This window comes from Flavobacterium sp. P3_A6 (genome assembly GCF_056403035.1).
This window is the reverse complement of sequence record NZ_JBFUGG010000032.1, coordinates 19,343-40,590: the sequence shown is the minus strand read 5'-3', so window position 1 is coordinate 40,590 and position 21,248 is coordinate 19,343. Positions and strand designations below refer to the sequence as shown.

Annotated in this window: 17 protein-coding genes; 14 read left to right on the top strand and 3 right to left on the bottom strand. The window is 33.8% G+C overall.

The features are described from left to right. Positions 1-89 precede the first annotated feature (89 nt). On the bottom strand, positions 90-524 hold the full coding sequence (locus AC1DVP_RS20225; RefSeq protein ID WP_477185280.1) for a MarR family winged helix-turn-helix transcriptional regulator: 435 nt from the start codon (positions 522-524) through the stop codon (positions 90-92). Between the two features lie 248 nt (positions 525-772). Here AC1DVP_RS20225 and fabG point away from each other — a divergent pair, with 248 nt between their 5' ends. The 4 genes from fabG (at position 773) to AC1DVP_RS20205 (ending at position 5,609) form a co-directional block, all read left to right on the top strand. Next, a complete protein-coding gene (fabG, locus tag AC1DVP_RS20220) occupies positions 773-1,519 on the top strand; it encodes a 3-oxoacyl-[acyl-carrier-protein] reductase (RefSeq protein ID WP_477185279.1) in 747 nt (248 codons plus the stop codon). A gap of 104 nt (positions 1,520-1,623) precedes the next feature. Beyond that, positions 1,624-3,651 (top strand): hypothetical protein, encoded by a 2,028-nt coding sequence (locus AC1DVP_RS20215; RefSeq protein WP_477185278.1) that lies wholly within the window; start codon positions 1,624-1,626, stop codon positions 3,649-3,651. Between the two features lie 27 nt (positions 3,652-3,678). Continuing rightward, on the top strand, positions 3,679-4,575 hold the full coding sequence (locus AC1DVP_RS20210) for a LysR family transcriptional regulator (RefSeq protein WP_477185277.1): 897 nt from the start codon (positions 3,679-3,681) through the stop codon (positions 4,573-4,575). A gap of 71 nt (positions 4,576-4,646) precedes the next feature. Then, positions 4,647-5,609 carry a YeiH family protein gene (locus tag AC1DVP_RS20205; protein ID WP_477185276.1) on the top strand — a complete coding sequence of 321 codons (963 nt, stop codon included), beginning with the start codon at positions 4,647-4,649 and terminating at the stop codon, positions 5,607-5,609. Here the strand turns inward: AC1DVP_RS20205 and AC1DVP_RS20200 are convergent. Continuing rightward, positions 5,606-6,337, bottom strand: coding sequence for a YoaK family protein (locus tag AC1DVP_RS20200; protein ID WP_477185275.1), 732 nt, complete (start codon positions 6,335-6,337; stop codon positions 5,606-5,608). The two genes, AC1DVP_RS20205 and AC1DVP_RS20200, sit on opposite strands and share 4 nt — an antisense overlap. A gap of 96 nt (positions 6,338-6,433) precedes the next feature. Between AC1DVP_RS20200 and AC1DVP_RS20195 the strand changes: the two genes are divergently transcribed. Then, a complete protein-coding gene (locus tag AC1DVP_RS20195) occupies positions 6,434-7,435 on the top strand; it encodes a zinc dependent phospholipase C family protein (protein ID WP_477185274.1) in 1,002 nt (333 codons plus the stop codon). Positions 7,436-7,510: 75 nt separating this feature from the next. Here AC1DVP_RS20195 and AC1DVP_RS20190 read toward each other — a convergent pair whose 3' ends face one another. Further along, positions 7,511-9,610, bottom strand: a complete 2,100-nt coding sequence (locus AC1DVP_RS20190; protein ID WP_477185273.1) for an LTA synthase family protein — start codon at positions 9,608-9,610, stop codon at positions 7,511-7,513. A 308-nt stretch (positions 9,611-9,918) separates the two neighbouring features. On the opposite strand from AC1DVP_RS20190, the gene AC1DVP_RS20185 reads away from it, so the two are divergent. From AC1DVP_RS20185 to AC1DVP_RS20145, 9 genes are all read left to right on the top strand, one after another. After that, positions 9,919-10,353 carry a thioredoxin family protein gene (locus tag AC1DVP_RS20185; protein WP_477185272.1) on the top strand — a complete coding sequence of 145 codons (435 nt, stop codon included), beginning with the start codon at positions 9,919-9,921 and terminating at the stop codon, positions 10,351-10,353. Beyond that, the gene (locus tag AC1DVP_RS20180) at positions 10,353-11,339 is read left to right on the top strand and encodes an FAD:protein FMN transferase (protein WP_477185271.1); all 987 of its coding nucleotides are present in this window, start codon (positions 10,353-10,355) and stop codon (positions 11,337-11,339) included. The genes AC1DVP_RS20185 and AC1DVP_RS20180 overlap by 1 nt, the downstream gene beginning before the upstream one ends. 7 nt (positions 11,340-11,346) lie before the next feature. Next, positions 11,347-11,553, top strand: a complete 207-nt coding sequence (locus AC1DVP_RS20175) for a DUF4266 domain-containing protein (protein WP_477185270.1) — start codon at positions 11,347-11,349, stop codon at positions 11,551-11,553. Between the two features lie 39 nt (positions 11,554-11,592). Further along, positions 11,593-12,954, top strand: a complete 1,362-nt coding sequence (locus tag AC1DVP_RS20170; protein WP_477185269.1) for a DUF3570 domain-containing protein — start codon at positions 11,593-11,595, stop codon at positions 12,952-12,954. Positions 12,955-12,956: 2 nt separating this feature from the next. Continuing rightward, the gene (locus AC1DVP_RS20165; protein ID WP_477185268.1) at positions 12,957-13,625 is read left to right on the top strand and encodes a response regulator transcription factor; all 669 of its coding nucleotides are present in this window, start codon (positions 12,957-12,959) and stop codon (positions 13,623-13,625) included. Between the two features lie 4 nt (positions 13,626-13,629). Next, on the top strand, positions 13,630-15,009 hold the full coding sequence (locus AC1DVP_RS20160; protein ID WP_477185267.1) for a sensor histidine kinase: 1,380 nt from the start codon (positions 13,630-13,632) through the stop codon (positions 15,007-15,009). Positions 15,010-15,159: 150 nt separating this feature from the next. Continuing rightward, the gene (locus AC1DVP_RS20155; protein WP_477185266.1) at positions 15,160-19,494 is read left to right on the top strand and encodes a CusA/CzcA family heavy metal efflux RND transporter; all 4,335 of its coding nucleotides are present in this window, start codon (positions 15,160-15,162) and stop codon (positions 19,492-19,494) included. A 10-nt stretch (positions 19,495-19,504) separates the two neighbouring features. Next, entirely contained in the window at positions 19,505-20,620 is a 1,116-nt protein-coding gene (locus tag AC1DVP_RS20150; protein ID WP_477185265.1) for an efflux RND transporter periplasmic adaptor subunit, read from the top strand. A 90-nt stretch (positions 20,621-20,710) separates the two neighbouring features. Continuing rightward, positions 20,711-21,205, top strand: coding sequence for a DUF2231 domain-containing protein (locus AC1DVP_RS20145; RefSeq protein ID WP_477185264.1), 495 nt, complete (start codon positions 20,711-20,713; stop codon positions 21,203-21,205). Positions 21,206-21,248 lie beyond the last annotated feature (43 nt).

The window sequence follows — 21,248 nt, the reverse complement described above, 5'->3', positions numbered from 1 at the left end:
ATATGTCTTTTTGTCCAAAAATTAATAATGGCAAAAAGGAAAATATTAAAATTTGGGTCGATTTAAGTATTTGATGGATTTTTATCATTTTATTTTTTACAGTTTAGGATTATTTTACTTAGTGTTTTGTCGAGTAAATCAATTTCATCTTGTGATAAGCCCTCAAGAGCAGTTTTTCTGTTCTGTTGTATAATTGGGGATAATAATTCAATTGTGTTTTTGCCTTTTTTTGTGATTTCAAGACTAAATTTTCTTCGGTCTAATTCGTGAATTTTTCTAGTTATATAATCTTTTTTTACCATCAATTCAATTATTCTAGTAACTGAGGTGTTGTCTTTAAAAATTAATTTTGCTATTTCTTTTTGTGAATAGCTTGGGTTTTCATTAAGGATTATTAGCAATAAGCATTGATCAACTGTTATGTCACTTATAATTTTTCCAATGTTTCTCTGCGCTATTTTTCTATACTCTTTTATGGTTTGCTCAATTGTGTAAAGTACGGTTCCTGTTGGATTTTTTTTCATGTAAAAATTATTTGACACAAATATAGTTGTTGTATCAATTACATTTACATTTATTTTTAATTTTTTTTAAAATTTTTATAAAAAGGGTTAGTGTGTTTTCTGTGCGTTTCTATAACCGCTAACTCGTTAATTGAAATTGTAATTTTTTTCATTCCGCATTTTTATTATATATTTGGCGAATGTTATCAACCTTAATTTGCGTCAGATTGCAAAGGATAACAGCCTAATAAAATAAATATTAAGTGAATATGAAATTACTAGAAGGAAAAGTAGCCATTATTACTGGCGCAAGTCGTGGAATTGGAAAAGGGATAGCTGAAGTTTTTGCGAAAAATGGAGCAAACGTTGCCTTTACTTATAGCTCATCTGTAGAGTCTGCACTGGCTTTGGAAAATGAATTGAATGCTTTGGGAATTAAAGCCAAAGGATACAAATCTAATGCGGCCGATTTTAATGAAGCGCAAACTTTTGTAGATGCTGTTTTGGCCGAATTTGGCACAGTTGATATTTTGATAAACAACGCTGGAATTACTAAGGATAATTTATTAATGCGTATGTCAGAAGCTGATTTTGACCAGGTTATTGATGTTAACTTGAAGTCGGTTTTTAATATGACCAAAGCGATTCAGAAAACATTTTTAAAACAGCGTGCAGGTTCGATTATCAATATTAGTTCTGTAGTTGGTGTTTCTGGTAATGCTGGTCAAACGAATTATGCTGCATCTAAAGCAGGTGCTATTGGTTTTACTAAATCGGTGGCTTTGGAGTTGGGTTCACGTAATATTCGCTGCAATGCTATTGCTCCTGGTTTTATCGAAACTGAAATGACAGCAAAGCTAAGTGAAGATATTGTAAAAGGATGGAGAGAAGGAATTCCATTGAAACGTGGCGGTTCTACTGAAGACGTTGCAAATGCCTGCTTGTTTTTGGCCTCTGATATGAGTGCTTATATTACAGGACAAGTATTGAATGTTTGCGGAGGAATGCTTACTTAAAATTATATTATAAGATTTAATGATTTAAGAATTTAGAGATTTTTATATTCGTAAATATTTAGAATTTTTTAATTATTTAATTTTTCAATCTTTTAATCAAAAACATGACAATAAACACGATTCTATTACTACTACTTTCTTTATTAATAGCGGGTGGTTTGTCGTTTTTTCAATATTTATACAAAGTCAAAAACAAATCGAAAGTTGGTTTGTTTTTGGCTTTTTTGCGTTTTCTTACAATTTTTTCAATATTATTGCTTCTGATAAATCCAATTATCACTACCAATAAACTGGAAATTATCAAAACGCCATTGCCTATTGTAGTTGATAATTCCAGTTCAATTTCTTTTTTGAATGCCAAAGAACATGCTTTGGAATCAGTTCAAAAAATCATTTCAAATAAAGCTATTCAAGAAAAATTTGAAGTGCAGTCCTATATAGTTGATTCAGATTTTCGACAATCAGGCAGTCTTGCTTTTAATGGAACTCAGACCAATTTGGATTTGGTTGCCAAAAATTTAAAAAGCATCTATAAAAATACGTTTTATCCAACTGTAATTATCACCGATGGGAATCAAACTTCGGGAAATGATTATGTCTATAGCTTTAATGAAAATAATAAAGTGTATCCTTTGGTTTTGGGTGATACTGCCAAAGTTTTGGATTTGAAAATCAATCAGCTGAATGTGAACAGATATGCATTCTTAAAGAATAAATTTCCAGTTGAAGTGTTTTTACAGTATTCAGGAGATAAAAGTGTAACTGCCAATTTTAGCATTACCCAAGGGAATGAAGTATTGCATAAACAAAGCGTTTCCTTTTCTCCATCAAAGAAAACAGCAATTGTAAATGTGCTTTTGCCTGCTAATAAAGTGGGACTGCAGGTTTATAAAGCAAAAGTTGATTCTAAGGAAAACGAAAAAAACACCTTTAATAATATCAAAAATTTTGCCGTTGAAGTGATCGATCAAAAAACAACGGTTGCTATTATTTCGTCTATAGATCATCCGGATATTGCCGTTTTAAAAAGAGCTGTTGAATCTAATTTACAGCATAAAGTAATATTAGTTAATCCGAACGAAGTGAAGTCATTGCAGGATTATAATGTTCTTGTTTTATATCAGCCAAATACGGCTTTCAAATCAGTTTTTGAAGCGAATAAGAAAGCTAATCTGAACACGTTTATAATAACCGGAACTGTTACCGATTTTTCATTTTTGAATCAGGAGCAAAATAATTTTGTTTTTAAAATGAGCGGTCAGGAAGAAGATTATTTGGCTCATTTTGATCCTCAGTTTAATCTTTTTGCGGTGGATAATTTAGGTTTTGAAAATTTTCCTCCTTTGCAGAATAATTATGGCTCTATTGCCGTGAATGGGGAAGTTAATGTATTGCTTTCTGCCAAAATCAGAAATATTGATACAAATTTGCCTTTATTATCGTTTACGGAAAATCAAGGAAAAAGATCGGCTTATTTATTTGGTGAAAACAGCTGGAAATGGCGTCTGCAAAGCCATATCGATAATCAGTCTTTCGGGAAATATGATATTTTCATCAATAAAATTATTCAATACTTGGCTTCCAATAATGCCAAAAAATCGTTAGTTGTCAATCATGAAAGTTTTTACAATACAGGTGAGGCTATCGAAATTACCGCTCAATATTTCAATAAAAATTATGATTTTGATGAAAAAGCGCGTCTGACAATCGCCGTGACCAATATTAAAACAAAACAAACCAAAAACTTTGATCTTTTAAAAGGCAACAATACTTATAAAGTGAATCTTGACGGACTTTTGGCAGGAAGCTATAATTTTTTGATAAAAGAATTGAATTCCAATAACACATATTCCAGTCATTTTGAGATTCTGGATTTTGACATTGAAAAGCAGTTTGTAAACCCGGATGTTCAGAAATTAAAGCAATTGGCATCACAAACGAAAGGGGTAGCTTTTTATCCAAATCAAATTGATGCGTTAATAAAAACGCTGTTGGAGAATGAAGAATATAAAGCTGTTCAGAAAGACCTAGTAACCAAATCTCCTTTGATTGATTGGAAATGGCTGTTGGTTTTGATTGCTGTTTTACTTTCTGCAGAATGGTTTGTTCGGAAGTATAATGGGATGCTGTAATCACTAATTTAAATAAAAATACTAATTATGGATTTCAGACTAAAAGTATTTTTCACTGTTGCAACACGATTGAGCTTTACCAAAGCGGCTTCCGAATTATTCATTACGCAACCTGCGATTTCCAAACATATTCAGGAATTGGAAGAAGAATATAAAATCAAGCTTTTTGAAAGAAATGGCTCGAAAATAGCGCTTACGACTGCTGGTGAAGTGTTATTGAAACATACCAAAAACATTTTTGAGATTTACAGGGAAATTGACTTTGATATGAGTACGTTTATCAATGAACGTAAAGGTTTGCTGCGGTTGGGAGCGAGTACCACGATTTCTCAATACATTATTCCGCCATTGTTGGCACGTTTTCATCAGAAATTGGAATCCGTGAAAGTGAATCTGCTTAACGGAAATACGGAGCAAATTGAAAATGCCCTGCTGAACAAAGAAATTGAAATTGGAATTGTGGAAGGGCAATCCAAAAATCAATCCATAAAATATACGCAATTCATTAGAGATGAGCTGGTTTTGGTTTGCAATTCCGATAATCCATTGGTCAGAAAAAAAGAAATCACGCCAGATGATCTCAAATCACTCCAATTTCTTGTTAGGGAACAAGGTTCTGGAACACTTGAAGTTATTGAATATGCTTTAAAGCCTTTTAATATCAAAATTGACCAGCTACAGATTGAAATGCAGCTGGGAAGCACCGAAAGTATTAAGTCGTATTTGCTGAATTCCAATTGTGTTGCTTTTATGTCAATTCATGCTGTTAGTAAGGAGTTGAAAAATAAAGAATTACAAATTATTGATGTAGATAATTTGACAATTGAGCGTTATTTTTATATCATTACGCTACAGGGTAAATCAGATTCTCTTTCTGAATTATTCATAAAAAATATTTCAAGTTATTATAACTTAAAGTTATAGTGGATTATTTTTAACGATTAGCCTTTTTTGGCTTTTCAAGCGACCTTTGCTGTATTAAAAATGACAAAGGAATGAGAACCGATAGTGTTAATGCACCAATTTTTTTAAGAATCAATACGACAGCGCAGCAAATTATTTTTGTTTTGCTGCTGCTTCTTTGTTTATTTCCTATTATTTCACCTCCGATAGCCTTACTGCTGGGGTTGATTGTTGCTAATCTTTCAGGACATCCTTTTTTGCATTTGAACCATAAAGCGACTAATATATTGCTGCGGGTTTCGGTTGTAGGATTGGGTTTTGGCATGAATGTTCATAGTGCTGTGGCCGCAGGTAAAGAAGGTTTTCTTTTTACGGTTGCATCCATTATGGCAACAATTGTTTTGGGAACTTTATTGGGAAAATGGTTAAATATTCAAAAGAAAACCTCTCATCTCATTTCCTGTGGCACGGCTATTTGCGGAGGCAGTGCGATTGCCGCGATTGCTCCTGTAATACAATCGGATGAAAAGCAGACTTCGGTGGCTTTGGGAGTGATTTTTATACTCAATTCGATTGCTTTGTTTGTATTTCCTCTTGTTGGACATTGGCTGGATATGTCTCAAAATGATTTTGGTATGTGGTGTGCCATTGCGATTCATGATACTAGTTCGGTAGTGGGAGCGGCGAATAAATATGGGGCAGAAGCTTTGCAGGTTGCCACAACCGTTAAATTAGCCAGAGCTTTGTGGATCATTCCTGTGGCTTTGATTACTGCAGTCGCTTTTAAAAATAAAGCCAGCAAACTGAAGATCCCGTATTTTATAGGATTGTTTATTTTGGCAATGATCTGCAATACTTATTTTCCTCCTGTTGCGAATATTGCTCCGCATTTGGTTTCAATTGCCAAAACAGGTCTTGTTGTTACTTTGTTTTTGATAGGAGCTGGGCTGAATCGTTCTGTTTTGAAATCGGTGGGATTATTGCCTTTGGTTCAAGGTGTACTGCTTTGGATAAGTATTGCTGTTGGAACTTTATTAGCAATTTTGTATTTCTAAAATGCTTTTTTCTTTCGCTTAATCGCAATGAAATACAGTCGGATGTAATCATAATAAAGGGCAACCAAAAGAAAAGCCGCAGCGATTAGCAGTGTTTTTAGTGCCAAATATCCGTATATAAACCCGCCAGCAAAACAGCCTAGAAAGAAGAAAGAAATGATAGACAGTCTTAAATTAATACTAATTTTTAAGGCTTTTCGCTCTTCTGGTTTTTTGTAGAAAAACAATTGGGATAATTCAATTCCTAAATCCGTGAAGAGTCCCGTTAAATGTGTAGTTCTAACGGTTGACTGCGAAATTTTGGTCACCAATGCATTTTGGATTCCCATTGCAAAAAGAAGACCAAAGGCAATCCATTTTCCTTCTAATAAATTGAAATAGGTTTGCATGCCAAAAAGACCCAAAGCTACTAAAATAAGAAATTCGATGGCTATTGCTGGCAAATGAGAAAGTTCTTGTTTTTTTTCTGAAACCAGTTCGGCCAAAAAATTAGATGTAAATGCTCCCGCCAAAAAGAACAGCGTATAAATTAAAAACACAATGGCGGCTTGATAATCTTTTTTGGTTACTTCTTCTGCAAAATAGGCAAAATGCCCAGTAACATTAGTGGTTAATGTTTTTACAGCTAAAACCCCTGTTACATTTACAATTCCCGCTACAAATGATAATAATATAGCAAGCCGTAAATTATGTTTAGAAGTTCTGCTTTTGCCTTGATGTCTAAACATTTTAATTTAATTTCTTTGGATTAACATAAATTTAAACTCAAATCGTTTAAATTATCTTTAAAAAAAATACTTTTGTAATTCAATAAAATAAATATAATGAAAAAATTTAAATTAAAACGAACAGCGCTTACTTTTTCGATAATTGGTATTGCTTTTATTACATTGTCGTGGGGAATTTTTGGTCACGAACATATTAATAATGCTGCAGTTATGGCTTTGCCAAAGCCGATGCAGACTTTTTTTTACAATCATTTAGATTTTATTACACAGGAATCGACTGTTCCGGATTTGCGTAAATACACATTGCGCGATAAGGCCGAAAATCCGCGTCATTTTATGGATATGGAGAATTTTGGTGCTGTAGATTCTATTCCGCTTCCTTTTGATGAAGCAAAGAAAAAATACAATGAGAAATTTTTAGCAGATAACGGTATTCTGCCTTGGTATATTCAGGAAGTAATGACTAAATTAACAAAAGCTTTTAAAGACAAAAGGAAGACTGAAATTTTGTTTTTGGCAGCTGATTTGGCTCATTACATAGGTGATGCGCACATGCCTTTGCATACTGCTGTCAATCATGACGGACAATTGACTAATCAAAAAGGAATTCATTCTTTATGGGAATCCCGTCTTCCGGAATTGTTTGGGAAAAATTATAATTTTTATACGGGAGAAGCAAAGTATGTGGATAATATAGAAAAAGCGACTTGGGATATGCTGAAAGACACACACAGCCAAGTTGAGCCGCTTTTATTGGCTGATAGAAAACTGCGTGCTGCTTTTACTGCCGAGACGATGTTTGAGAAAGATGAAAAAGGAAATGTTGCTAAAAATAAGTTTGGTGATTTGATTTATTCTAAAGAATATGTCAATCAATTTCATGCTGCATTGAACGGAATGGTAGAAAAGCAAATGAGAAAAGCAATTGTTGCAACAACCAATTTTTGGTACACAGCTTGGATAAATGCAGGAAAACCTAATCTTGATGAATTGGATTCAAAAGAATTGACTGAGCGTAACAAAAAGAATTTGAAAAATGATTTGAAACTTTGGAAAACTGGAAAACTTTTTGGTTTGGAAAGTGAGAACGATTTTTAGATCGAATTAAAATGAAACACAAAAAAGCCTGTAAATATTGAATTTACAGGCTTTTTTGTGTTTCTAAATCTAGAACTACTTTAACTTTTGATAGCTCTTTTTCTTTAATATATCCGAAGCTGTCTGATAATAAGAGATCGTTTCGTTTACAAGATCAGTTCTTTCATTTTTTAAGGGAACTTGGTCGTAGTAGATTTGAAACTCTGGAGCCACTTTTTGATCTGGTTTTAATGATAATTGGAACTGTTTTACAGCTTGTTTTGGCGAAATAATGGTTAAAACATTGTCTTTTATTAGCCCTAAATCCTGATAAGTTGCGATTAATGCTCTTGGTTTATAATCGGGTTTTAAAACATCCTGACCGTAAAATTTACTTTGGTAGTTAAAATTCAGCAATCCAAAAAGTGTTGGCATAAGATCAATTTGCGACATTACATTTGTATACTTTTGAGGCTGGATAAATCCTGGGCTGTAAATCATTGCAGGAATTCTGTATTTATCCACAGGGAGTTCTGTTTTTCCGGCACTTGAAGCGCAGTGATCGGCAACGATTACAAATACGGTATTTTTGTACCAAGACTGTTTACTGGCCATATCAAAGAATTTTCGCAAAGCATAATCGGTATATTTAACTCCGCCGTCTCTGGATTTTGCATCTCCTGGAATGTTAATTTTATCGTTTGGATACGTAAATGGGCGGTGGTTACTCACGGTCATCCAGTGATTAAAGAATGGTTTGCCAGTTTTCGCTTCGGTATTCATCACTTTTATAGCTTTATTAGCCATATCTTCGTCACAAACGCCCCAAATATTGGCAAAAGTTATTTCTTCGGGAGTGAATGCTTTTTTATCGACAATGTCATAACCGTTTCCGGTAAAAAAGTCTTCCATATTGTCAAAAAAAGCATCTCCACCATAAAGATATTTCACGTTGTATCCTTTTTGTTTAAAAATTGATCCAGTAGAAAATTTGTCTTTATTGTCTTTTCGTTTTACCACACTTTCGCCGGCAGTAGGCGGAAAACATAACGTTACGGCTTCAAGCCCGCGAACGGTTCTGTTTCCAACAGCATATAAATTGGTAAACAATAAGCTTTTTTGTGCCAAATCGTCTAAAAATGGGGTGATGTTTTTATCATTACCATAGGTTTTCATAAAATCGGCACTGTAGCTTTCGATAGTGATTAAAACCACATTTTTAGGAGTTTCGGCGACGTCACTTTTTATTGGTCTTAAAGTCGATACACCAGAAATAGATGGAATTTGTTTTCCCAGTAAAGCAAAAGCTTCATTTTCGGGTAAAGTTTTATAAAACTTGAAATAATCCAATTCACTGTTCATAAAAGCCAAATAGAAACGATACATTCCGTTCGCTTGTAATTCATTGGCAAAAACATTTTGTGAATTTTCTTTTTTGGCTAAATAAGGAACTGCCAATAAAGAAACCCCAAACAAGGCAAGATAGATTGCGGTTATTTTTATTTTATCGGGAAAAGTTGGAATAGCATCAATGTAATTTCTAGACTTTTTGACAATAAAATAAGTCACAATTCCAGCAATTAAAAATAATGCTGAAAACAATGGAATCACCGGATAAGATTCCATAATATTTCCAATTACTTCATTGGTGTAAACCAAATAATTAACTGCGATGAAATTATATTTAACACCAAATTCATTCCAAAAGAAATATTCGCTGATTCCGTTTTGAAGAATAAGGACAACATATAAAAACATCACAAAAGTGAACAGCCAGAATCTGATTTTGTCTMTATGTTTTGGTAAAAACAGAAGAAGTCCGAACAAAAATGTTTTGAGCCCCACGAAAATCATTCCGATTTTAGGCAAAGCACCGCCATATTCATTCAGAATCGTTTTGCCGGAAGCGATATAAAGCAATAATGCCACAAATAATCCAAAAATGATATAACCGTAGGGTTTATAATATTTGGAATTGGATATAAAAATAAGATACAGCCATAAAAAAGCAGATGCTATAACAAATACAAATGTATCTGAAATCAATCCAATTGAAAAGATTTTCAAGCTGTCTATAAAAACAAAAGAAGTTTGAGTTATAGGGTGAAATACTAAAACGATTCGCAAAACGAAACTTACTAGGATATAGAAAAGAGCAAGGTTATAAAAAGGAGAAAACTTTTTTAGAAGATTCATATAGTGTTATTTTTTTGCAAAAATACACAAATAGAGTTTAGAATGGCATTTATAGAACAATGTTTGATTCTTAAATTTGGCTTAAAACCCATCACTGCTTGTAATTTAGCGGTTCTTTTTGAGTTAAATTTGCCGGATACTAATTGATTTATTTAACCCGTTGGGTGTAATTATTTTCAACACAGAATCTATGTGTTAAATAAAAAATTTATGAATTACACCCAACAGGTTTATTTAAAAATGAAATTGTATTTCGGTGAGAGTGTTTCTTATTAATCAGAATACTTAATTTAATAGCAAAGGAACTTATGAGATTATTCTTTTCAACATTTTTTTTGATTACTGGTCTATTCGGATATTCACAGAATTGGAATGCCAATTTTGAAGAAGTGAAAGCAAAAGCAATTACTGAAGATAAAAACATATTGCTTGTATTCTCTGGTTCGGACTGGTGCGGTCCTTGTATGAAATTAGACAAAGCGGTTTGGAAATCCCCAGAATTTCAGGCAGAAGCAGATAAAAATTGGATCGTTTATAAAGCCGATTTTCCAAAGAAAAAAGCCAATCAGCTTTCGCCAGAGTTAACAGAAAGCAATAATAAATTGGCCGAAAAATACAATAAAAACGGCAGTTTTCCATTGGTGGTGCTTTTGGACAAAAAAGGAAAAGTTATTGGAATGACCGGTTTCAAAAATATTTCAGCACCAGATTATATTAAACTCATTCATTCTTTCGAAAAATAATGAAAAAAATACTATTGATTGGTTTTCTTTTCACGGCATTTTCATCCTTTGCACAGATAATCCATAAACGTAAATTATCGATGCTGGGCAGTCCTTTTGAGATGACTGTTGTAGCCAAAGATACAACGGAAGCAAACGTTTATATTGATATGGCGATTGGTGAAGTAAAAAGAATTGAAAATGAAATCTCAGATTGGATTCCGACCACGCCTATCTCTGAAGTGAGCAGAAACGCGGGTATAAAACCTGTAAAAGTGCCTGTGGAAGTATTTGAATTGGTTGAAAGAGCAATTAAAGTTTCACAAATTACATCTGGAGCATTTGATATTTCGTATGCTTCGATGGATAAAATCTGGAAGTTTGACGGTTCTATGAAAGAGATGCCAACACCGGAAGCCATAAAAAAATCGGTGGAGAAAATTGGCTATAAAAACATTATTCTAGATAAAAGGGAACATACCATTTTTCTCAAATTGGAGGGAATGAAATTGGGCCTTGGCGGTATTGGACAAGGCTATATTGCCGATAAAATTCACGCTTTGTTATTGTCAAAAGGCTGTAGTTCAGGATTGGTAAATGTCTCGGGCGATATTTTTGCCTGGGGCAGACAACCCAATGGGAAACCTTGGACGGTTGGAATTGTAAATCCGATGAACAAGAATAAAATTTTTGCCGCTTTTCCTTTGGAAAACAGTGCAGTAGAAACATCAGGGAGTTATGAGAAGTATGTGGTTTTTGATGGCAAAAGATATTCACATATTATAGATCCAAGAACAGGTTATCCGGCTATGGGAGCGGTAAGTGTTTCGGTATTTGCCAAACAAACCGAGATTGCTGATGCACTCGCAACGGGAATTTTTGTTCTGGGTGTTGATGTTGGCATGGATTTAGTCAATCAGCTCAAAGGAATTGAATGCATTATTGTTGATGATAAAGGCAAAGTCTTCACATCAAAAGGGATAGATATAAAGAAATACAGTAAATAATAACAGTATGAAAAGAGTAGCATTAGCAGTAATTCTTATTGTTTTGCAATCCTGTAACTCAGTAAAAGAATATCAAAAGGTGAACATTAATGACTCAGAAATGAAACTGGGCGCCAAAACTACTGAGCGGTATGAAACTACTTTTCAGGTGTATAGAGAAGGTGCAGCTGGAGCTAATGGAGGTAAATCTGGCGGAGGCTGTGGCTGTAATTGATTTTTTTAGTAGCTTTTTTACCAAATAAAATTTCCCCAAATGAAAATTATAAAAACAATATTTCTTTTTTTTCTAATCAGTACACTTTCTTATGCCCAAGAAAAAGATTCAGCTGCCGTGTTTAAAAAGAGGGTTTTAGAAAGTGCCGAAGTTGATTTTTTGGCGAGTTATTATGATCAGGACGGAACACATTCTGCTGTTTCAGGAGGAATGGGCAGTGAAAAACTGAATGATTTTGCGACGAACATAACTGTTGCTATGCCACTGAATGATGACGATGTTTTGACAGTCGATTTAGGTATTTCCGCTTACTCGTCAGCTTCATCCAGTAATATTAATCCATTCGAATCTACATATTCGGGAGCTAATACCCCAACTCCTTGGCAAGCTTCATCTGGTGCATCAAAAAATGACCAGTTAGTGTCTGCATTGGCTACTTATACTCATAACAGCGATGATAGAAATTTTATTTGGAATGGTGACCTTTCTTTTTCAAATGAATTTGATTACACATCGGTTGGTTTTGGTGGTGGAGTTACTAAGCTTTTTAATGAAAAAAATACAGAAGTCAGTTTGAAAACTAATGTTTATCTTGACCAATGGAGACCTATTTACCCAAAAGAACTTGAGGGATATGCTCTCTATGGAGTAACGGTTTATGATCAAAAAGGAGCGGTTTCAAATGGCTATTTACCATCTAAATTCACACCTGTAACATCTGTGAACAGGAATTCATATTCGGTTTCGTTCGCTTTTTCTCAAGTAGTGACTAAAAACTTCCAGTTTTCTGTATTTTTAGATATTTTACAACAGCAAGGATTATTGTCAACTCCATACCACAGAACATATTTTGCTGATAAACCTCATTATTATGTGGGTCAGCCCCAATATATCAATGACTATACAAGTCCAAGTAATGCCGGGGTTTACGAACTTGCCGATGATATCGAAAGACTTCCGGATACCCGTTTTAAGATTCCAATAGGAGCCCGCTTCAATTATTATATCAATGAACACTTTATTGTAAGAACTTATTACAGGTATTATGCTGATGATTGGGATTTAAAAGCCCATACTTTTAATATAGAAATTCCTGTAAGGTTTTCTGATAAATTTACGGCTTACCCCATGTATCGTTATTATACGCAAACCCAAGCCAAGTATTTTGCACCTTATCAAACTCATTTGTCAACAGAGCAATTTTATACTTCGGATTATGATTTATCGACATTTTCGGCCAATCAGTATGGTTTTGGGGTTTCTTACACTGATTTTTTTGCAAAGGCACAAATATTTTCTTTTGGGTTAAAAAATATTGATTTCAGGTTCAATCATTACGTTAGGAGCGATGGGTTGAATGCAAATATTGGTACTATTGGTTTTAAATTTGTATTGCAGTAAAAATGAGGATTCTAATTGTTGAAGATGAAATAGGAATTGCTAATTTTCTAAAGCAAGGTTTGGAAGAGGAAGGCTATGAGGTAGTGGTTGCCAATGATGGCAAAACCGGTCTCGAAATAGCTCAGAGCCAAAAAATAGATATTATTTTGCTGGATTGGATTTTGCCCCAAATGTTAGGAATTGATGTGTGCAAAGAAATCCGAAAGGAAGATTCCAAGACGCCTATTTTGTTTTTAACGGCCAAAGATACCATTCAGGAAACAATTGAAGGCTTAAAAGCTGGAGCCAATGATTATATCAAAAAACCGTTTAGCTTTGATGAATTGGTGGAACGTATAAAAATTCATTTTAGAAATGAAAATCAAAGCCCTATTTTAACACTTGGAAAAATTAAAATAATCCCTTCAAAACATCAGGTTACATCAAATGGCCGAGATGTTTCGCTTACGCAAAGGGAATATGAACTGCTTGTTTATTTGATAAAAAACAAAGGGAAAGTGTGTACCAGAAATGAAATTATTAACGATGTTTGGGATATTCATTTTGAATACGATACAGGTGTAATTGACGTTTTTATGAATGCGATCCGAAAAAAACTCAATTTGAAGAAAGAAGAAGATTTGATAAAAACCATTCGGGGTGTAGGCTATATTGCAAACGATACAAATTAAATTAATGTTTTCATTCTCTTATAAAAACAGAATTGCGCTTAATTACATTCTCAGCACAGCACTATTGATTTCGGTTGTATTTTGCACTATTTATGGAATCACTTTATATAGTATTAACAAACATATAAATGATGATATTTTACAGGAATCTAGCGAATATTTGGAACAGATAGAAGTTGACAATAATAATGCTTATCTGATTCAAGTTGATCAATGGAGAGAAAGCGACAATAATAGAGTCAATGTAAATCCAGTTTTTGTGCAGTTTTTTGACAATGACAATAAATTAATTGATAAATCGCCCAATCTGAAAGGATTTCAGCTTAAACTGCACAAACACGAAAAAGACAATCAATTTGTGGATTCCTATTTGAATAAAAAACCAATCAGGCAAATTCAAATTCCGCTTTTTGATAAAAAGAAAAAAGTAGGATATCTTTTTGTAGCGATGTCCTTGGATGAGGCTACATTGATATTGACCAACCTTAGAAATACGCTTTTTATAACATTCCCATTAATTTTATTGCTGTTATTTTTTATTGCCAGGTTTATTGCCGGGCGAAGTATTAAACCCGTAGCTCTAATTACCGAAACCTCGAGTAGAATTACTACTGACAATTTAAAAGACAGAATAATTTTGCCTCAAAATAAAGATGAATTATTTGTACTTTCCAAAACAATCAATGATTTGCTGGATCGAATAGAAAATGCAGTCGAGCGGGAAAAACAATTCACCTCCGATGCTTCTCATGAATTGAGAACTCCCTTGACGGTTTTGAAAGGAACTTTGGAAGTTTTGGTGCGAAAACCAAGAAGCCAGTCCGAATATGAAGAGAAAATTAATTTCAGCATTTCGGAAGTAAACCGTTTGAATAATTTAGTGGATCAATTGCTTTTGCTGGCAAGATTCGAAAATCATAAGCAAAGTTTACGGATTGAGAAAATCTACCTGGACGCCATAATTCTTGATGTTCTTACTTTATATTCAAATAAAATAAATGATAAAAATATAGGAATAGAACATAATTTTTCAAAAGATTATTTTATTAATTCTGATAATTATTTAGTGAGCATAATTATTAGTAATGTAATTTCTAATGCGATAAAGTATTCCAAACATAATGGTAAAATTTCAATAAATATTTCCAAAAAAAAATCGAAAACTATTTGTTCTATATCGGATAACGGAATTGGAATTGCTACTGAAGACTTAGACAAGATTTTTAACCCATTTTATCGATCTGATGCAGCAAATAATCCCAATATAAAAGGATCTGGTTTAGGATTGTCAATAGTGAAAAAGATTTCACAGCTGCTGAATATCAGTATTGACATTCTTAGTAAAAAAAATGAAGGCACAACTGTAGTTCTGACTTTTGATTAAGATATTATCCCTTATTTGAATGCGGAAAAAATATTTCTTTTTTTACTTATTTAAGTACCTTAATTAAGCCATTACTAAGATTATTTTAATTTGTTGTTAAGTTATTCCTTATCATTTTGACTTATTTTTGTTAAAAAAAATAAGGTTAAAATGCTAGAAAAAATTATAGCTTTCAGTTTAAAAAATAAAGCAGTTGTTTTGCTTTTTACGGCTTCTGTATTAGGATTTGGATTATTTTCGATATTCCAAATTTCCATTGGAGCTGTTCCTGATGTTACCAATAATCAGGTTCAGGTAATTACAACTTCACGAAACCTTTCTACACAAGATATTGAGCAGTTTATTACCTATCCTGTTGAAATTGAAATGGCTAATTTGCCAGGTGTCGAAGAGATTCGTTCGATATCAAAATTTGGGTTGTCGGTCGTAACTATTGTTTTTAATGATGATATCGGAACCTATCTTCCCCGACAATTGATTGCCGAAAAAATTAAATCCGCTTCCGAAAAGATTCCACAAGGTTTTGGAGTTCCAGAGATGGGACCCATTACAACAGGCTTGGGGGAGATTTATCAATATACTTTGGAGGTAAAACCAGAATATAAAAATCAATATTCGGTTACAGATTTAAGAATACTGCAGGATTGGGTTGTAAAAAGACAGCTTTCAGGAATAAAAGGCGTTGTTGAGATTAATACATGGGGCGGTTTCTTAAAACAATATGAAGTAGCTATTGTTCCTTCCCGTTTGAAAGCAATGAATATCACTATGACTGACGTTTTTACCGCATTGGAAAAAAACAACAGTATTGCGGGCGGTGCCTACATCGAAAAAGTGAATCAAAGTTATTTTATACGTGCTGAAGGAAAGGTGAATTCAATTGCGGATATAGAAAATATTGTAGTAAACAATGCTAATGGCATTCCTATTTATATCAAAAATGTGGCTCAGGTTCGTTTCAGTCATGCCAGCCGTTTTGGGGCTATTACCGGTAATGGTGAGGGAGAAAAAGTTCTTGGCCAGGTAATGATGTTAAAAGACGCTAATTCAAAACAGGTGATAAGCGCTGTAAAAGAGAGAGTGGTCCAAATTCAAAAAACATTGCCAAAAGGAGTTTATATAAATGGTTTTCTGGAACGCAGCGAATTGGTAGGCAAAACTACTTTTACAGTTGCCGAAAATTTGATTTTGGGCTGTCTTATCGTAATTTTTGTTGTGGTTCTTTTGTTAGGGAATTGGCGGTCAGGTTTGGTAGTTGCTTCAGTAATTCCGTTGTGTCTGCTATTTGCGATCTCATTTATGAATGTTTTCGGGATTGACGCAAACTTGATGAGCTTGGGAGCTATTGACTTCGGAATTATTATTGACGGAGCTGTTATTATAGTCGAGTTTATTGCTTTTCAAATAGCGGGTAAATCGGCAAATTTGGTTGGTTTGACAAAAGAAGACCGACAATTGGAAATTGATCAAATCACATTTAAGAGCGCTTCTAAGATGATGAATTCTGCTATTTTTGGTCAGCTTATTATTTTAATTGTATTTATCCCGATTTTATCTTTAACCGGAATTGAAGGAAAAATGTTTAAACCAATGGCAATGACTTTCAGCTTTGCATTATTGGGAGCTATGATTTTCTGTTTTACCTATGTTCCAGTGATTTCTTCTTTGTTTTTGAAACCTACGAAAGACAATCCAAATTCAATATCCTCAAAATTGATTCAAAAATTAAATTTTTGGTATGTACCTGTAATCACTTGGGCATTACATAACACCAAAAAAGTGCTTTATGGTTCTGTAGTGCTTTTATTTTTTGCGATAGCATTATTTTCTACAATGGGAGCTGAGTTTATTCCGACGCTTGATGAGGGGGATTTTGTGATACAGCCCGTTTTGAAAACAGGAACATCTTTGTCTAAAACCATTGCCACAACAACCAAAATAGAAAAAATTATCTTGAAAAACTTCCCTGAAGTAGATCAGGTAGTAAGCAGGATAGGAGCAGCCGAAGTTCCAACAGACCCAATGTCGATGGAGGAAAGCGATATTATTGTAAAATTGAAACCTAAATCGGAATGGGTTTCGGCATCGAGTAAAGATGAACTGGCTGATAAAATAAAAGCAGCAATTACAGCTCAAATTCCAAACATAGAAGTTGAATTTACGCAGCCTATCGAAATGCGATTCAACGAATTGGTTTCTGGAACACGTTCGGATGTGGCTATTAAAGTTTTTGGCGAAGATTTGAATGTTTTGGCTCAAAAAGCACACGAAATTGAGAGATCAATTAAAAATATAGACGGTGCTTCGGATGTTATTATCGAAAAAACAGCAGGCTTACCGCAAATGTTTGTGCAATATGACCGATCCAAAATTGCCCGTTATGGGCTCAATATAGCCGATTTGAATGATATGATTGCATTGAGTTTTGCAGGGAAAACTGTTGGTAATGTTTTTGAAGGGGAAAAACGATTTGATATGGTGGTTCGTTTGGCTGAGTCCAATCGTCATGATATTGAGGACTTGAGAAATTTATATGTTTCGGTTCCAAATGGACAGCAAATTCCATTGAGTGAATTGGCTAAAATCGAATATACTGAGGGGCCCGCCAAAATTTCAAGAGATAATACTAATAGAAGAGTTGTAGTGGGAGTAAATGTTAGAAATCGTGATTTGCAAAGTGTAGTAACTGATATTCAGAAAATTATTAACACAAAAATTAAGCTTCCGCCGGGATATTATGTGGAGTATGGAGGACAATTTGAAAACCTGAATAGCGCTAAGGCCCGTTTGGCAATTGCTGTTCCTATCGCTTTGGTATTGATATTTATACTCTTGCATTTTGCTTTTGGCTCAGTTAAAGAAGCTATGATGGTTTATTCTGCGATTCCGCTTTCGGCCGTCGGAGGAATATTGTTTTTATGGATTCGCGATTTGCCTTTTAGTATTTCTGCAGGGGTAGGATTTATTGCGCTTTTCGGAATTGCTGTACTGAACGGGATTGTGCTTATTGAACATTTTAAAGAACTCAAACATAAAGGAATGACAGATTTGGATGAATTGATTTTAAAAGGAACTACCGATAGATTACGTCCGGTTTTGTTAACGGCAGCGGCAGCGGCTTTAGGTTTTTTACCTATGGCTATTTCATCATCTGCTGGAGCCGAGGTTCAAAAACCATTAGCTACGGTTGTTATTGGCGGACTATTTACTGCAACAATATTAACGATGATTGTTTTGCCAATTTTGTATAAGGTTTTGGATGAAAAAGAAGGTAAAAAACCAAAGTTCAAATTACACCATAAATCAACTCTTATACTCTTATTGCTGTTAAGTACTTCAATGTCTTTTTCTCAAAACAATAATCCCGAATTGGATAGTTTGGTGGCTAAAGCTTTGAAAAACAATAAGGAAGTTAAAGCAGCTCAACTTCATGTCCAGCGCATGGAGGAGAATACAAGAACTGCATATTCCTTTGATAAAACCAATGTGTACTATAGTTATGACCAAAATAATTTAGCTGTTAATAATGTTCCGTTAAAAGTATTTGGCGTACAGCAAAAATTTGAATTTCCGACCGTTTACGGCGCTCAAAAAAAGGTTTATAATTCGGAATATGAAAAGGAAAAAGCCAGTTATGATATTCAAAAAATGAAACTTTCTTTGGAGGTTTCAAAGGTGTATCAGCATATTGTTTTTCTGCAAAATCAAGCAAAAATGTATGTGTATTTGGATAGTTTGTACCAGAATTTTTCGAATGCAAGCGGAAGAAAGTTTGAATTGGGAGAAACTAATTATCTTGAAAAAATTACGGCCGAATCAAAATTCAGGCATATTCGATCAAAGCTTTCCCAAATCGAGAGTGATAAAAGAGCTCAATATGAAATTTTGTATTCATTGATACAGAATGATGAAAAAATTGATATTATGAGTAAAAAAATAGAACCGCTTGAAAAACAAACAAACGATGCTGTCAAAAGTTATTACAGTACTTATTTGAATAGCGTTACCAGTGTTTATAAAAATCAAGTGAAACTAAGAAAACAAAATTGGTTACCAGACATCAATGTTGATTATTTTCAAGGAAAAAATAGTGGATTAACTCAGTCTTTGTATGGATTTCAGGTAGGTTTGGCAGTTCCGATTTTATTTTCCGGCACGGTGTCTAAAACGAAAACTGCCCAGCTCGAACTGCAAAGCTGGGAACAAAAGAAACAAAACGAAGAACGAAAAATGGACACTTATATGTCCCAGAAAAATAACGAATTGGCAAAATACCAAGAAGCAATTAATTACTATAATCAATACGGGAAAAAGCTATCCGAAGAGATTCTTAAAGTAGCCAATAGAAGCTATAAACAAGGAGAAATTGACTTTTTTCAATACATTCAGAGTTTAGAAAACGCAACTAGCATTCAGATTGAACATCTTGATACCGTTTTGCAGTTCAATATAACCCAATTGGATTTACAATATCTTAATTTTTAAATTTAAATACATGAAAAAAATCATATACGCCCTAATATTTGCATCATTGCTTTTCTCTTGTAAAGAAGCAAAAAAAGAAGAAGAAAGACCTAAAGAAGATGGATTAATAACAGTAACCAAGCAACAATTTCAATCGTCTGGGATGGAAATCGCTTCGCCCACTGAGCAGGACTTCAATGTAGTTGTTAAATGTTCCGGAAAGATTGATGTTCCTCCACAAAACCGAGCTCAAATCACTTCGTTTATTGGAGGCTATGTTAAGTCAACTCATCTTTTAGTAGGTGATAAAGTAACCAAAGGACAAGCTTTATTGACTTTGCAGAACACTGAATTTTTGGATATTCAAAAAGAATATCTGGAAGTCGCCGAACAAATCAATTACTTGAAATCAGAATACGAGCGTCAAAAAACATTGTATGACGAGAAAATTTCCTCACAAAAAAACTATTTGAAAGCAGAGAGTGATTACCGCAAAACAAAAGCAATGTATCAAAGCCTACGTGAAAAATTACTGATGCTTAACATTAATCCTGTTCAAGTTGAAAAAGGAAAATTAACTTCGGTGATTACCATTTATTCACCAATTTCAGGCGATATTGTCATTATGAATGCAAATGTTGGAATGCCAATTGCACCTTCTGATGTAATACTGGAAATTGTGGATACCCAGCATTTACATTTGGAATTAGCAGTTTTTGAAAAAGATATTTTAAAGATAAAAGAAGGTCAGAAAATTGTGTTTACTGTGCCTGAAGCAACAAAAGAAGTGTTTAATGCAGAAGTTCATTTGGTTGGAAAATCCATAGAAGGCAATGATAGAACCATAAATGTGCACGGACATTTGGAAGATAAAATTAGACAAAAGTTATTGACAGGCATGTTTGTAGAGGCAGGAATATTAGTCGACACAAAGAAAGGTTTGGGAATTCCTGCGGAAGCATTAATCACAGAAAGTAATAAAAATTTCGTACTTTTATTAGATAGCTCTAAAAAGGACTATTCCTTTAAAAAGATCAAGGTTTTAATTGGTGAAAAATCCGAAAAATATGTTGAAATAATTCCAGACAGTGAAATTAATGTTTCTTCAAAAATTTTAACCAAAGGGGTATTTGATATTGCAAATTGACAGTAAGCACAACTACAATATGGCAGAAAAATATTCTGTGTTATTCCATACATTCATTTAATTTTTTAAACCATTTAATAAAAATATATTATGAACGATGCACATTTACACATGGTAGTAAACCATTTTCCAATTATCGGAACCATTTTTGGATTTGGGATATTAATTGTTGGCTTGGTTTTGAAAAATAAAACATTAATAAATACATCTTATGTGTTATTTATAGTTGCAGGTATTTTTGGAGCAATCAGTATGGGAACTGGCGAAGGAGCAGAGGAATTGGTTGAAGATATGCCAAATATTGGAAAAGAGATTATTCACGAACACGAAGAGTTGGCCGAAAAATTAGCTGTTTTGCTTTATGTTTTAAGCGGTATGTCCCTTGCAGGTTTGTATCTGAATTTTAAAAATCATGCAAAAGCAAAACTGGTTTCCTTTTTGATACTTGGTGTTGCAGCCGTTGGATTGTTTTTAGTTCAAAAAGTTGGCACTTCAGGTGGTGAAATTCGTCATACCGAAATTCGGGCAAATGAGGATGTAACTGTTAATGGTTCTGTAAAACAATCAGAAGAGCACGAAGATTAGGTTTCCGATTTAAAAATTATAAAAGAAAAGCAGCGATTCAACA

Excerpts from the sequence above, each read along its gene's own strand:
- AC1DVP_RS20150 (WP_477185265.1), top strand. The coding sequence starts at position 19,505 with ATGAAAAAAATCATATACGCCCTAATATTTGCATCATTGCTTTTCTCT.
- AC1DVP_RS20210 (WP_477185277.1), top strand. The coding sequence starts at position 3,679 with ATGGATTTCAGACTAAAAGTATTTTTCACTGTTGCAACACGATTGAGC.
- AC1DVP_RS20170 (WP_477185269.1), top strand. The coding sequence starts at position 11,593 with ATGAAAATTATAAAAACAATATTTCTTTTTTTTCTAATCAGTACACTT.
- AC1DVP_RS20175 (WP_477185270.1), top strand. The coding sequence starts at position 11,347 with ATGAAAAGAGTAGCATTAGCAGTAATTCTTATTGTTTTGCAATCCTGT.
- AC1DVP_RS20180 (WP_477185271.1), top strand. The coding sequence starts at position 10,353 with ATGAAAAAAATACTATTGATTGGTTTTCTTTTCACGGCATTTTCATCC.
- AC1DVP_RS20185 (WP_477185272.1), top strand. The coding sequence starts at position 9,919 with ATGAGATTATTCTTTTCAACATTTTTTTTGATTACTGGTCTATTCGGA.
- AC1DVP_RS20225 (WP_477185280.1), bottom strand. The coding sequence starts at position 524 with ATGAAAAAAAATCCAACAGGAACCGTACTTTACACAATTGAGCAAACC.
- AC1DVP_RS20165 (WP_477185268.1), top strand. The coding sequence starts at position 12,957 with ATGAGGATTCTAATTGTTGAAGATGAAATAGGAATTGCTAATTTTCTA.
- AC1DVP_RS20160 (WP_477185267.1), top strand. The coding sequence starts at position 13,630 with ATGTTTTCATTCTCTTATAAAAACAGAATTGCGCTTAATTACATTCTC.
- AC1DVP_RS20145 (WP_477185264.1), top strand. The coding sequence starts at position 20,711 with ATGAACGATGCACATTTACACATGGTAGTAAACCATTTTCCAATTATC.
- AC1DVP_RS20205 (WP_477185276.1), top strand. The coding sequence starts at position 4,647 with ATGAGAACCGATAGTGTTAATGCACCAATTTTTTTAAGAATCAATACG.
- fabG (WP_477185279.1), top strand. The coding sequence starts at position 773 with ATGAAATTACTAGAAGGAAAAGTAGCCATTATTACTGGCGCAAGTCGT.
- AC1DVP_RS20215 (WP_477185278.1), top strand. The coding sequence starts at position 1,624 with ATGACAATAAACACGATTCTATTACTACTACTTTCTTTATTAATAGCG.
- AC1DVP_RS20155 (WP_477185266.1), top strand. The coding sequence starts at position 15,160 with ATGCTAGAAAAAATTATAGCTTTCAGTTTAAAAAATAAAGCAGTTGTT.
- AC1DVP_RS20200 (WP_477185275.1), bottom strand. The coding sequence starts at position 6,337 with ATGTTTAGACATCAAGGCAAAAGCAGAACTTCTAAACATAATTTACGG.
- AC1DVP_RS20195 (WP_477185274.1), top strand. The coding sequence starts at position 6,434 with ATGAAAAAATTTAAATTAAAACGAACAGCGCTTACTTTTTCGATAATT.